Consider the following 14,856-nt stretch of genomic DNA (forward strand, 5'->3'; position numbering starts at 1 on the left):
GGACAACTTTGCTACACTATCCTAAAGTATAGTCAGAATAAAAATGAAAAATTATTTAACAGTTTTTCATTCTCTAAACAATCCATAACCCTGCGATGTTTTATATTCGTGAGTCGCTGATAGACAGAGATGCTGTGAAAGGCATCTGATTTTTAGTAACAACTGTTCTACTAAGCGAACCAAAAAGCCAGGTAACTTCGCGTTGTCTGGCTTTGTTTTTTGGCAGAGATTGTAGGGTAAAATAACACTAACCCTATGCCCTAAATCCTCCGCCCTTTGCTATTCCACGCGCAAACTTTTAATCGGATTGACCAGGGCTGCCCGTACTGTTTCATAACTGACGACGACAACGGTTAACAGGAAAACCAAACTAATACTGATCAGGAAAATAGCCATATCCATATCGACGCGGTAGGTGAAATCCTGAAGCCATGTATACATCATGGCCCAGCCTATTGGTATGGCGAACAGGCAGGCCACCGTCAGCAAGGTAAGAAACGGTTTAAAGAGAAGACCAAGTATCTGCGTCAGAGAAGCCCCCATTACTTTGCGAATCCCAATCTCTTTCGTTCGCCGTTCTGCCAGATAGGAAGATAACCCGAACAAACCCATGCAGGCAATAAGAATGGAGAGCAAGGAAAATGCTTTAAATAAGCCTGACATTCGGTTTTCACCTTCGTACATACGGCCAAATTCCTCACTCATGAACCAGTGGCCGAACCCAACATCAGGCAATACCTGTTTCCATTTCCCCTCCACTTCAGCAATCTTCTCCTGATATTTTCCCTGAGGTAATTTTACATAGACAATTAGGTCTTCGGGGTCAGGCCGGGCGCTGATAGCTAACGGCGAAATCGTATGGTGGATCGAGCGAAAAGGAAAATCACGCACAATACCAACGACGGTTCCCTCCTTTTTTTGGTTTGTCTCCTGAAAAGGCCGCTTAATGGTCAGTTGCATACCCAGCACTTTATCCAACGATAGGCCTAAGGCTTTCACCGCACTCTCGTTGAGCAGATACGCACTTGAATCAGCAGGGTTATCATTGCGGAAGACTCGGCCAGCTACTAATTCCAGATTAAACGCTTTCGGTAGGTCGAAGTCGCCGTTCATGCCTGCCCATTGGTGTACCTGGTTGCCCAGTTGAGGGAACGTAACATCGTGGTCCAACGAGCCAAAATAATCCTGATTCGGCAAATGGTTCGCCATCGTAACGGCCTGGATTTCGGAGTCTTCCAGAATACGTTGTTTCAACGAACGATAGTTATCCATCGTCGCTATCCCCGACCAACGTATCGAAAGCAATTGATTGCCACTTTTGCTGAGGGTTGAATTTTGGATAAAGTTCATCTGCTTCATCATCACGCCGGTTGAGACAATCAGAAGAATGGTAATGATATATTGACCAATAACTAGTCCTCTGCGCAATAGATCAGAACTACGACTGGAGAATCGGGCATTTTTCAGGACGCTAATCGGCAATAAACCTGATAAATAGAGTGCGGGATAGCTCCCGGCCAGCAAACCAACCAGCAGCGTAGTGCCCAACGTAATGCCAATCAGTTTCCACTGCACCAGATGAGCGAGCGTAAAATGCTTACCCGCTACGCCGTTAAACAAGGGCAGCAACACGATGACCAGCACGAGCGCAATCAGTAACGCCACCAACGCAGTAAGCAGCGATTCACCAAGAAACTGCCCTATTAATTGCCAGCGACTGCTACCCAGTACTTTACGTAACCCGATTTCTTTCGCTCGTCGAACGGCTCTTGCCGTTGCCAGATTCATGTAATTGATGCTGGCAATGATGATCACGAGCAAGGCCGTACAGGCAAAAATGTAGAGGTATTTGATGTCGCCTACCCGGCTGTTGTTATAACTCGACTTCAATTCCTGATCGAAGTGAACAGTCTTCAGCGGTCGAATTGCGGGTTCCATTGTCTGCGCTGGATCTTTGGGCAGATTCGCCTGAACTACCTTGTTAAACGCTTTGGTAATCGTCTCAACATCAGCTCCTTCTTTTGCGTGCAGATACGTTAGGAAATAGCCTGGGCCGTTACCCCAGTTTTCCAGCCAATTCTTGCCGGTAGCTGTCATCACCTGCTGAAGCATACCCGTGCTAATCAAATAGTCGGGTTGGATGTGCGAATTTTCGGGATAATCGTCCAGTACGCCCGTTATTGTGAGCGGTATGTACTTATTATCAGTCGCATAGATATGGCTGATTTCCAATGATTTCCCAACCGGATTCTGATCACCGAAAAATTGTTGAGAAATCGTTTTGCTCAGAACAATGCCATTGGGTTTACTAAAAACCGTTTTCGGATTACCGTAGAGAATCGGAAACAGAAACACATCTTTGAAATCGGGAGTAACCCAGAATACATTCTCCGACAGCAGAATCCGATCCTTTTGCCTATCCCGAAATGAGGCAGGATACCCCATCGAAATCACCTGCGCTCCGCCGGTTATCTGCGGAAATTGGGCACGAAGAGCTTTCAACCAGGCACCCGGCGCATAGGCTGAGGTGTATTCTTTTCCATTCCCCTTCGAATGCGTTCCTAGAATATACAAATTATCAGAGTCGGGGTGGAAACGGTCAAAGCTTTGTTCATCGATAATAAAGAGGTAAATCAATGTAACGCTGGCCAGGCCAATCGCCAGTCCAGCAATATTTAGCAGTGAGAAGCCTTTCTGCCTACGAAAATTGCGTAAGGCAATAAGAAGATAGTTTCTGAACATGGTCGGAAGAGATAAAAGATGACATTTATTTCATAAGTTGAAGCCCGACGGTATCATCCAGACGGGCAACAATTCCCCATCCATAGAAATAATTGGCAAGCCCAATCACAATTTCATTTTTACCCTCCTTCAAGGGCAGTTTGATACTTGTATTCTCAATGGTACACCGCCCAGAAGGGTATTTCTGCTGAGGGGTTCCGAAATAGTTTTTATCAGCGTAAAGAAGTTGCCCATTGATAAAAACCCATACTTCATCGCTGAAACCCAAATTCAGCAACCGGTCCTGAGCTTTATCAGATTGTATACTGGTTTTGAGCCACGCCATTAAACGGGCCTCATCGGCTTTATGCGCATAACGACGACTGAGGTTGACAATTCCTCGACTTTCAGCTTTTATAGGCGACCATTTTGTCGTACTATCGGGAAGGTCAGCCGGGCCCGTTTTTCCGTATGTGCTGCGGACACCCGTTATCGGTTCTTTACCGAATGGCAACAGGATAGGCTCACTGACGAGCCAGTTTCTCAGGTAGCGGGTGTCGTGTGCAACAAGGTTATACCCTGGCTCTGGGTTAATGCCTTCGGTAACGTCGGGCTTGATGACCAAATTGGCAAAATTCATCCCTCCACTCAGCGATATAGCGCCCGACATTTCCGGACTTTCCAACTCAGGAACAATCAGCGCAGGTTTGCTCATGTCGTTCACATAGGCTTTCATTTGTCGACCTGAAATGACCAGTTTTACGTGATTCCAACCAGACTCGTACATGGTGGCTCCCGCCTGGTATTCATCCGTTAAATCCCACATACTCATCCCCTTCACGATGGGCGCATATTGCAACGTAGTTCGTATGTCGGGCGTAACTTTACCAAACGAACGGAGGTAAAAGTTCTCCCCATTCTGCTGATCGGCGTCCATTCTGAAATTAATGCCCGGAAAACCGGGGCCAGTGAGTTCAATATCATATTCAATTGTGCCATTGCTAAAATTGACATCTTTTAGCATTATGCTCGTCGGGCCTTTCAGTATTTTCATGATACCAGCTTCTTTGCCGGTTATAAATTCGACCTGCCCTGGCTGATATGTCCACTGTTGGGCTGTCATGGGGATGTGTAGTTCCTGCGTTTTACGAGCGGTTGTTTTCTGAGCCACCGCAGGCCGTGCAAGCGCCAGCAGGGAAAGCATAAGAAAAAGGAATCGGTTCATAAGGTTTGTGTTTAAGCGGTTCAGATTGACAGTAAAAAAATGTAAACTCGTCCGCTGATTGACGATGTGCCAGCAAACCTATCGAGAAAGACTATCCACGTAAAATCATTCATCGTTCAAGATTTTTCAAGTTATATCACATTGACTTACAATGATTTCCGAATCGACAGATTTGCTCCGCTGCAAGCAATTGATTGAACAGAAACTCGACTGGGGATCGAGTGAAACCTGGACCAGCGCCGACTTCGAGAATCTCCAGCAACGGATTCTCGACGAAACGGGTGTTTCGCTCAGTGCGAGTACGTTACGACGAATCTGGGGGCGGGTCGATTACCAGCATATGCCCAGCGGTACTACATTGAATACGCTAGCTCAATTTGCTGGTTATGGTGACTGGCGGCAGTTTGTAAGGTCGCAGGAGGTTCAGGTTGACCTACCTACGTCATCTCTACCTCCAGTTGAATCAATACATTCAAAGTCAGCCAATCGGTCTATCAACTGGCAACGATTAGGCTGGATTGCCGGTTTGGTGGTTGTGATTGCCTTACTCGGCATTGTGGCCTTTGAGCAGAAAAGCCCTCAGATCAACGCCGTTCAATACAGTTTTAGCAGCAAGCCTACCACCCGAACTATTCCGAATTCGGTTGTTTTTACCTACGATGCATCAGCCTCGCCAACTGATTCAGTTTATATTCAGCAATCCTGGGATAAAACTCGTCGTGAGGTGGTAGCCAAAGATGGACACACCCATACGTCTATGTATTACGAGCCTGGTTTCTACCGTGCAAAACTGGTTGTTGGTCATGAGATTGTGAAAGAACATTCGCTACTCCTTCCGACGGCTGGCTGGCTCGGCATGATCAACACAAAGCTAGTGCCAGTCTATTTGAAGCAGAACGACTTTATAGCCCGGAACGAACTGCAATTACCCGTCGCGAAAATCCAGGCAAAAAACGTGTCTTTGCAGCCGGAAGCCCCTTTAGTGAAGTATTTCAACGTGGGCAATTTCGATCCTGTACCGGTAAGAGAGTTTACCTTTAGCTGTGATGTAAAAAATGAATACGGCGAAGGGTCAGCGACCTGCCAGTTCTCGTGGATTGCGCTGATAACCAACGATATGCCGATTACTGTACCCCTCTCCAACAAAGGCTGCGTATCTGAACTGATGCTGATGGATGGCTCGCGAATCGTTTCGGGAAAGAAAACGGATCTGTCTGGATTAGGCGTTGATTTTGCGAACTGGGTACACGTAACCTGCTACAGTGATGGGCAGAAAATCTATTATACAATCAATGATAAAATCGTTTATTCAGCACCACTGCCAACTAAACAACTAGAGATTTTAGGTATTACATACGGATTTAGAGGAACGGGGGCAGTAAAGGGGATTACGTTAACATCAGGCGGCAAAAAGGTTTTCGGGGATTTTTGAGAAGATAGCGCTACATAACAAATGCAACGAATGCAATAATAGTCAGGTCTTTGGATAGAATTTCCATTTCGTCAACGTTTATCCAATTCTATGCTACGCCTGTTCAATACATTTTGTTTAGGTTTGTTGTCGCTGCTACCAGCCATAGCCCAAATTGATCAAACAGCTCACAATCAGGTCAAAGATTCGATTGTTGCTCGATTTAATCGGAATGACTTCAGAGGTATTTACCAACTGGCTGATACATCTTTCACAAAAGGAATTTCGGAAGATCGGCTAGTTAATTATTTAAAAAGCAATCGCAACAGTGGCAATATCGTCAAGGTAGTTTCGCAGGAAGAAACGAAGGGCGGTATCTCGTATCATCTGGAATTTGAGGTCAGAGACATGAACCTGTTTCTAAAAGTGACTCCCGAACGAAAATTCAGCAGTTTTGGGTTATCCAGTTTGCCCGTCGTACTACGCGAAGAAGCACCTGACGTTCAGAATAACAATCCCTTGAAAACGGATTTGGATCGATCGGTAGATAGCCTGGCTCGCGACTATTTTCGAGATCCCGGTGCGACTAGCCTGTCGATGGGATTAATTAAGAACGGAAAACTCTATACGTATCAGTATGGAGAAGTTCGAAAAGGCAGTGGTCAAGTACCAACCGCAAGCACACTTTACGAGATTGGGTCTATTACAAAGACATTTACAGCAACTTTACTGGCCAGAGCTGTACTTGACGGCAAGGTCGCCTTATCCGATGACATTCGACGGTATTTGCCGGGCAAGTATCCGAACCTGAGTTATACGGATCGACCAATCACACTACGGGATTTGGCTAATCATACGTCTCGTTTACCGCCCATGCCGCCTAACGTTGGTGAACAGGCAAACTTTAATCCTGTGATGCCAGAGGCAAATTATGACTCCATATTATTTTATCAGGCACTACGAAACATAAAACTGGATACCGTACCCGGCTATAAGTTTACCTATTCCAACTGGGGTATTGCTGTTCTGGGGCAAATTCTGGAACGTGTTTATCATCAGTCGTTTGCAACTCTGCTCAAGCAGTATATCACAAAGCCGTTGGGCATGGCTCATACAACCTATCAGTCGGGCACTAGTGATGTCAAAGAAATGGCAACACCCTACAGCGAAAACGGTAAACCAATCCCTTTCCAGGACGAAAGTATTCTTGGACCAGCCGGTGATATTCACGCAAGTCTAACCGATATGCTACGTTACCTGCAGGCACAGTTATCAGAAACCGACCCGACCATCAAATTAACCCATCAGCCCACTCAAAATAATACGGGGCTTGGTTGGGGAGTTCGCCGTGTAGGTGATTATCGCGACATCCAGCACAACGGCAGTACGCCCGGTTTTACTTCCCATATTTCCGGATTTCCAGACCAAGCCATTGGTTGCGTCATCCTGACGAACAGCAAAGCGAACATGAATAAACTAATTGTTCGAACGCAAGCGCTGCTAAAACGAAAAGGCTAGAAGTTTTCGCTAATTTTAAGTCGATGACGGAGATTTTCGACAATATCAGAAAACTGTATCGCTTCTACGTTCCGACAAACGAACTGGCTGAATACATCGAGTTTTTCTCCGAATCGTCAGCCCTGGAAACGTATCGCTATGTGGCTGATAATCGGTTCACAGTGAAGATGTTTCCGAGCTGGACACCAACGTGCTATATCAATCTGGGTGAATCGTACCATCTTTCTGTTGGTGGGAAGCAACATCTAATTCAAAAAGATACAGACGTGCTGATTCTGCGAAATAGCATTGTGGAGCGACATAATCTCCCCACTGATTACATCTTCACAATCAAGTTTTATCCGGGCGGACTGGAAGCCCTTCTCGGAATCAATCAGGTGCAGTTCATTGATCGGGTCGTTAATCTGGTGACGATTTTACCTGTGACGCTGATTCAGCAGTTGAAGCAACTGAACACATTCGAGGAACGTATCGAATTACTTCAGCACTATTTTCTAAGCCAGCACCACCAGCAGAAAAAGACCGATCATTACCGACAATTCGTTTCGACTACTATCGGTGCGTTTGATAACAGTGAGATGGTGTTAAACACAGGCCAACTCGCTGATAAACTGTTCACTACCTCGAAAACCATCAATCGGTATTTTCATCGGGTTATCGGCACTCCTCCCAAACAATACCTTTCTATAATAAGAGCCCGAACAGCGCTTTCTGCTTATGTAGCTTATAAAGATCAGTTCTCGCCATTCGACTTTGGCTATTACGACATGAGCCATTTTTATAAAGATGTCGTAAAATTTACGGGCAAAAAATTACGAGAATATCTGTAACCCAAACGGTTATCGTAAGTTTCCTGGCCAACCGTGTGGATGTAGGCTGGATGGTAAGTAACTAGCTTGGGAATGTCCGTTTTTTACTAAAATCTGTGCGGTTAATCTGATTGTTTTGCAAAAAAAGCAACTACCGATGAACCGATTCCCAACACTTGCCGTACTGACTATCCTTCTCGTTTCATTTCTCTCGCCAGCTCGAAGCCAGCCGGGTGTTGTTCGCCAGCTGGAATCCTGCCCTTGCCAGGTCAAAATAGACAGCAGTTTTCAGACTCGGTGCGCGTATATGATTGTTCCTGAAAATCGGAAAAAGAAAAATGGAAAAACCATCAAGGTGCCCTTCATTCTGGTCGAAAGTAAAAACCCAGCTAAGAAGAAAGATCCAATATTCTTTACGGGTGGTGGCCCAGGTGTTAGCTCACTCGGTTGGGCGCAAGGGGTACCCAAGTCCCAACTTATCAATGATCGGGATTGTATTGCTTTCGAACAACGAGGTACCCGATACGCCGTTCCTAACCTGGACGGGCCAGAATTGGGTCAGGCTATACAGGAAGCCTACCGAAAAAACCTGGATAAAGACAGCATGGAAGTGATCGGCGTTAAACGCTATAAAAAGGCACTGGAAGCTAAAGGAATCGACCTTTCAGGCTACAACACCGATGAAACCGTGTCCGATATTCATGATCTACTGGCTACGCTCAAAATCGATTCGGTTAATTTATTTGGCATTTCCTACAGTGGAGGATTGATGTCAGCCGTCCTCCAGCGCGATCCTACCCGTATCCGATCGATGGTACTAGACTCTCCCCTACCCATCTTTACGCCAATTGATGAAGATGAACCGGCCAATTTCGCCGAAGCATTATCTATTTTGTTCGATCACGTAGATCGAGACTCCACCGACAAAGCTCGCTATGGCAATCTGAAAGCCCGATTCGAACGCTACTTTACGAGCATTGAAGGCAAAAAGTTTACCTATCCATACGTTCAAAAGGAATCTAAAGACACGCTCCGAGTTCAATACACGCGGAATGAGCTTTTAGGCTACCTCGTCAATATGATCTATAACGCATCCCGGATAAAAGACGTCCCGTACGTTATTACAGAGATGATTCAGGGCAATCATCGCTATGTAAAGGGGCCGTTGGAGTACGTACTAAGCGGTCACGCTGGTCCATCGGGAATGCGTATTTCCGTTTATTGTGCCGATCAGGCTGCCTATCACAGCGAAAAAGTGGCGCAACAACTCTACGATGCATACCCTTATCTGAAAGGCTATCACATTAATGATGTCTACCAGCCATTATGCGACTGCTGGAAGGTACCACCGATAAGTCCGGAAACCAAAAAACCCTTCTATTCCAGGAAACCAGCTTTGTTAGTAGACGGAGCCATGGACAATGCCACCCGGCCGCTATACATCGACATGATTCATCATTACATGCCTAATAGCCAGCGAATTCTCTTCAAACTTCGTTCGCATGGCGTTGGTGGGCCTGATTGGGGACGTTTGACACAGGAATTCCTGAACAATCCTTATCAAAAATTAAAATCTGACAGACCCGAGCTAGTGGTGTATTAAGAGGCAGAGGGCAGAGGGCATATGGCGTTGGGCATGGAGTCAAAAAATTAGTTACAGCCTATGCCCTCTGCTATTCCGATCGCAACGATTTCACCGGATTCACCAAGGCTGCTTTGATACTTTGAAAACTGACTGTCAGCAATGTAATAAGTAACGCGCCAATGCCCGAGGCCGCAAAAATCCACCAGGACAGCTCGGTTCGGTAGTTGTATTTCTGGAGCCAGTTGTCAAGAGAATACCAGGCGATGGGCGTAGAAATAGCAAAAGCAATCACTACCAATAAAACAAACTCTTTCGAGAGCAGACTCCACAGGTTCAGTACTGAAGCGCCCAGCACTTTACGTACCCCAATCTCTTTCGTGCGTTGTTCCGCTACGTAGGAAGCTAGCCCAAACAGGCCCAGGCAGCTAATGAAAATGGCCAGAATGGCAAAGAAACCAGCCAGTTTCCCGATACGTTCTTCGGCGGCAAATTTCAGTGCGTACTCCTGATCGGCGAATTGGTATTCGAAAGGAGCGGATGGAATAAGTTTTTTGAAAACGGCTTCGATTTTGGGAAGAGCCTCGCTGGCACTGACAGTTGGATTAATTTTTATATTGATGTAATTCGTACCACCATGTGCACGAATCATAAAAATGGTAGGGGTAATCGGGTCGTAGGGCGATTCCATGACCATGTTTTTGATGACGCCCAGAATTTTATAATGCATCAGCGGACGTTCCCGAAATTGCCAGGTAACGGCTTCACCGATCGGATTCTTTAACCCCATGTACCTGGCAGCGGCTTCGTTAATGACCATTCCAGATGAATCAGATATGAATTCGCGGGAGAAGTCGCGCCCTTTCACAAATTGCCAGCCAACCGTTTTGCCAAATTCAGGACTGACAACCAACGTACCAAAACTATCCTTAAAGGCAGGATCTTTGCCTTTCCAGGTAAACCCGTCATTGCCCGACCAAACTTCCGTAACTCTCCCCATCGACTCCGCCATTTCCGACACCATCCCAGTCCGCTGAAGTTCACTTCGGATCAAATCGTGCTTTCCATAAAAATCACCGGATTTCATGGCGACCAGCAACAACCCATCTCGCGTATAACCGACTGGCCGATTTTTCGCAAATTGTATTTGCCGATAAACCATAATGGTTCCGATAATCAGCGTGACGGAAACTGTGAACTGAATGACAACTAACACTTTGCGAGGTACTGACGCAAATCGACCAACCCGAAAGGTGCCTTTCAGTACTTTTACGGGCTGAAAGGAAGATAGATACAAGGCCGGATAGCTACCCGCCAGCAGACCGGTTAGACTGATGAATCCGGTACAGGCCAGCCAAAACCAAAGATTCATCCAGGGAATGGCTATTTGCTTGGCAGCTACCTCATTGAACCACGGCAAAGCAAGGATTGCCAGTACCAGAGCCAACGCAAAAGCCAGTATAACAACAAGGTAGGACTCACTAAAAAATTGATTCACCAACTGACGACGTATTGAACCCACCGCTTTCCGAACGGCAACTTCTTTGGCCCTTTTCTCGCTGCGAGCGGTGCTTAAATTCATAAAATTGATACAGGCCAGCAGCAACACAAAAGCGCCAATCGTGCCAATCAGGTAAAGTAACTGCATTGGACTATTGTCAATTACTCCACGTTTGTAATTGTGCAAATGCCAATCGCGCATGGGTAGCAGGAATACTTCTGGGCGAAGCTTAGCTTGCTCTGGGAAATTAGTCAGATTCTTCATCTCGGCATTTTTGATAGCCGCTGAGACGGTTTCGAAATCGGTATCCGGAGCTATTTCGGCGTATACTTTCAGAAAATGGTTTTGCCAATCCGTCATGGCTTTCTCTTTAATCCACGGATTATCAGACACCCATAAATCAAACGGTGCCAAAAACTTAACGTCTTTGAATTGCGTATTCAACGGCAAATCCTCGTATACACCCGTCACCTTTACATCAAATTTATTATTGATTTTCAATGTCTTGTTGATGGGATCGATCGTGCCAAACAACGCGAGAGCCGTTGATTCGGAAAGCAGGATAGAATGGAGATCGGTCAGACCCGCTCGCGAACCATAGACCATCTTTAAAGTCAGCATGTCAGGTGCCTCGGCTTCCATAAATAACCCTTTTCGGGATACCTTATTCTCGCCCGCCGATAATACGTTATCGACATTCCACGAGGACATGACAAGATGCTTAAAATGGGATCTGTAATTGGTTTTCAGTTCCGTAGCTAATGGATATTGTATAGAATTGTTCGTACCAACTCCATGTTCTCCATATTCAAAGCTCTGTACCTGAGCAATTCGGCTGTAATGCTCATGGTATGTATTGAACGAAAATTCATCAAAAATCCAGAGCCCGATCAGCATCGCCACGGCCATCCCAACCGCCAGCCCACCGATATTGATAAAGGAATAAGCCGTATGCTTGGCCAGATTCCGAAACGCGATTTTTATGTAATTCCGTAGCATAAGAGTATTTGTTGGATTGGGATATTCCTCAGGTTTACGTCGAATAAATTCAGGTCTCATATACGCCAGTACGTCCAGCCAGTATCGCCTTCGGGCCTTCCTCTCCCCGATTTGCCGGACGCGCAAGCCGTAGCGTTCATGCAAATCGCCCAGCACCTCCTCCCGTAGATGAGGGGCGCAGAACCAATTTAAAAGCCGATCAGCGAGACGGGGCGGTTGCATAATAAGTGATGAATGATGAACGATAAGTGATGAGTGAGTTAGAAGCTGAATGGTGCATTTTGGCAAATCGCTATTCATCGTTCATCACTCATCACTTCTTTTCATTCCGATCGTAAGGATTTCACCGGATTCACCAAGGCCGCTTTGATAGCCTGATAGCTAACGGTAGCCAATGCGATAGCAAGAGCCAGTAGACCTGCCACGACGAAAAACCACCATTCAATGTCAATATGGTAGGCAAATTCGCTCAACCATTGATTCGTGGCCCACCAGGCTAACGGAAAAGCAATCCCATTGGCAATGAGTACCAACTTTAGAAAATCTTTGGAGAGTAAGGCCGTCAAATTGAAAATACTGGCTCCCAACACTTTCCGAACGCCAATCTCCTTGACACGCTGCTCGGCTGCGTACGTAGCTAATCCGAAGAGTCCCATACAGGCAATGAAAATAGTAGCCAACGCTACCCAGATTAACAGAGTTTCGCGACGTCGATCTTCGAGGTAAAAACGGGCTAACTGTTCATCAAGAAAATGATATTCGAGCAAATGCGTCGGATCAATTTTAACCAATACGTCGTTCATTTTCGCCAACGTTGCTGGTATATCCTTGCCCTCTACGCGTGAGGTAAAATAGTCGATGTTGTGGACTGGATTGTTCTGGTAGGCCAGCACCATCGGTCCTATTTTTTCCCGTAACGACTGAAAATGAAAATCTTTGACAATGCCAATAACCCGCGCATGAAACGTCTGATTGTTGGGAAGTGGACTATAACTTCCGCCCATGGCGCGTTCAGGAATTTCAACGAGTTGTCCAGATACATTTGTAATATTCAAGAGTTTGGCAGCTGTTTCATTGAGAATAATAGACGCTGAATCGCTCGCGTTCGTGAAGTTGCGACCTTTCAGTACCTGCACTTCGAACGTCTTGGCAAAGTTTTCATCAACGCCCAGCAGATACGATACTTTATGCTCTTCCGAAGCTCCTTCTGGTCGTATATGAACAGTCGGAATGGCCTTCCACTCGCCAGGTACTCTCGATGTGGTCGATACGTTTTTCACAGTCGGAATCTTGCTAAACTCCGTTTTAATGGTTTCCGCCCCACTTCTGATTTTCGCCGAATTGATGTCGACAACCAGCAATAGTTCTTTATTGAAACCCAGGTCTTTATTGTTGGCGAATCGAATCTGCTGAAACAGCACAATGGTCGCAATAATCATTACCACCGAAATGGTAAACTGAAATACAACCAGCCCTTTCCGCAGCGACAGATCGCCTTTATTCTGAAGTTTAAGATTTTTCAGTAGAGATAGCAGACTGAATCTCGACAGTAAAAACGAAGGATAACTACCTGACAATAAACCAACAACTAAGAGTGCCAGTAATGTATAAAGCCAGAGTCGATAATCCGTACTGAAACCGAGAGACAGTTCTTTACCCGTAAATTCATTGAACAACGGCAGGAATAAATTAACGACAACAATGGCTAATAGGAACGAGATCGTTGTGACGACCATTGATTCGGTTAAAAATTGCTTGACAAGATGGCTCTGAAATGCGCCGTTAGCTTTCCGTACACCAATTTCTTTCGACCGATTCGACGCTCTGGCCGTCGTCAGATTCATGTAGTTGATGCAGGCAATCAGCAATACAAAAAGCGCAACGACTGCAAACACTTTGATATACAGCAAAACTCCTTTGCCCATCTCGGCTACATTCGAGTTGCGAGCCCCGTCTACAATGTTTTCGGAATACAAATGCATGTCGGCCAACGGTTGCAGGCTGTAGCTCATTGACGTACCCACATCTAGTTTCGCATTCGCATTCAGTAACTGACTGATTTTCTGAGCCGTTACATCTGGATTAACCTTTTCTTTCAATAAAAAAAAGGTCATGAAATTTTGGGAAGTCCATCTGGATGTCCATTCGGCAAAATCATCGTCGTGAGCAATCGTTGCTTCTGAAATGATTGCGTTGAAATCAAAGCTTGAATTGCGGGGATGGTTTTTCAGAACAGCCGTTATCGTCAACGGTTTATCCATAAACTCCAGACGGAGGGTTTTGCCAGCCACTTGAGTTGCATTAAATAGTCGCTGGGCAAACTCTTCGACAATAACAATCGAATTAGGTTCTTTCAGTGCCAACTTACTGCTGCCATCAACGGTCTCGAAATCAAACATTTCCATTAGCCCACTATTCGCATATGTCACGGTTTCCTGAAATGTATTTTTGTTTTCGGGATTTGTCAGATTGGCGCGCCCGGTTCGGACAATGCGCGTTGTATTTTCGATTTCCCCAATACTCTTCCGCGATTCTTCCGATACCTTGTAGCTCGATGCAGCAATCGTAAGATCTTCCGTCGAACTCTTTTTGTGCTGAATCGCCCGGTAAATTCGACTCGACAGGCTATGCTGCTGATCGAACGTTAACTCATCGAATATATAGAGGCCAATGAGCAAAAAGCAGGTAACGCCAAACGTCAGACCGGCCACGTTCAGCGTGGTGTACAGTTTGTTCCGACTCAGGGTTCGGAATGTGATTTTTAGATAGTTACGTATCATGGCAGCATTGGTAGGGTTTGGAAATTCAGATGGTTTTCGGTTGATAAATTCAGGTCGTACATACGCTGCTACATCCAGCCAATAACGTCGTCGAGCGCGGGTCTCTCCCACTTGCCGAACTCGTAAGGCGAATCGTTCATGCAAATCGCCCAGCACCTCCTCTCGTAGATGAGGGGCGCAGAACCAGTTCAGCAGTCGATCAGCCAGGCGGGGTGGGTATTTCATAGTGATGAGTGATGAACGATAAGCGATGAGTGAGTTGGCGATGAGAGAATTTAAATAATTCATCGTTCATCACTCATCACTAATT

General features: G+C 45.8%; 8 protein-coding genes. 4 read left to right on the forward strand and 4 right to left on the reverse strand.

Annotated features, from left to right (window positions below; genetic code table 11):
* Nucleotides 1-279: 279 nt before the first annotated feature.
* Together ACYVE4_RS20275 and ACYVE4_RS20280 are read right to left on the reverse strand one after the other, a co-directional pair.
* On the reverse strand, nt 280-2,742 hold the full coding sequence (locus ACYVE4_RS20275; protein ID WP_461042042.1) for an ABC transporter permease: 2,463 nt from the start codon (nt 2,740-2,742) through the stop codon (nt 280-282).
* Nucleotides 2,743-2,767: 25 nt separating this feature from the next.
* Nucleotides 2,768-3,946, reverse strand: coding sequence for a hypothetical protein (locus ACYVE4_RS20280; RefSeq protein ID WP_461042043.1), 1,179 nt, complete (start codon nt 3,944-3,946; stop codon nt 2,768-2,770).
* A gap of 151 nt (nt 3,947-4,097) precedes the next feature.
* Between ACYVE4_RS20280 and ACYVE4_RS20285 the strand changes: the two genes are divergently transcribed.
* From ACYVE4_RS20285 to ACYVE4_RS20300, 4 genes are all read left to right on the forward strand, one after another.
* Nucleotides 4,098-5,378, forward strand: coding sequence for a hypothetical protein (locus tag ACYVE4_RS20285; RefSeq protein WP_461042044.1), 1,281 nt, complete (start codon nt 4,098-4,100; stop codon nt 5,376-5,378).
* 90 nt (nt 5,379-5,468) lie between these two features.
* Nucleotides 5,469-6,875 carry a serine hydrolase domain-containing protein gene (locus ACYVE4_RS20290; RefSeq protein WP_461042045.1) on the forward strand — a complete coding sequence of 469 codons (1,407 nt, stop codon included), beginning with the start codon at nt 5,469-5,471 and terminating at the stop codon, nt 6,873-6,875.
* Nucleotides 6,876-6,898: 23 nt separating this feature from the next.
* Entirely contained in the window at nt 6,899-7,705 is an 807-nt protein-coding gene (locus tag ACYVE4_RS20295) for an AraC family transcriptional regulator (RefSeq protein ID WP_461042046.1), read from the forward strand.
* 136 nt (nt 7,706-7,841) lie between these two features.
* Nucleotides 7,842-9,287: an alpha/beta fold hydrolase gene (locus ACYVE4_RS20300; protein WP_461042047.1), complete on the forward strand. Its 1,446-nt coding sequence runs from the start codon at nt 7,842-7,844 to the stop codon at nt 9,285-9,287.
* A gap of 70 nt (nt 9,288-9,357) precedes the next feature.
* On the opposite strand, the gene ACYVE4_RS20305 is transcribed toward ACYVE4_RS20300, so the two are convergent.
* The gene (locus ACYVE4_RS20305; RefSeq protein WP_461042048.1) at nt 9,358-11,988 is read right to left on the reverse strand and encodes a permease prefix domain 2-containing transporter; all 2,631 of its coding nucleotides are present in this window, start codon (nt 11,986-11,988) and stop codon (nt 9,358-9,360) included.
* A 101-nt stretch (nt 11,989-12,089) separates the two neighbouring features.
* Nucleotides 12,090-14,834 (reverse strand): permease prefix domain 2-containing transporter, encoded by a 2,745-nt coding sequence (locus ACYVE4_RS20310; protein ID WP_461042049.1) that lies wholly within the window; start codon nt 14,832-14,834, stop codon nt 12,090-12,092.
* Between the last annotated feature and the right edge of the window lie 22 nt (nt 14,835-14,856).

This window comes from Spirosoma harenae (assembly GCF_054776975.1).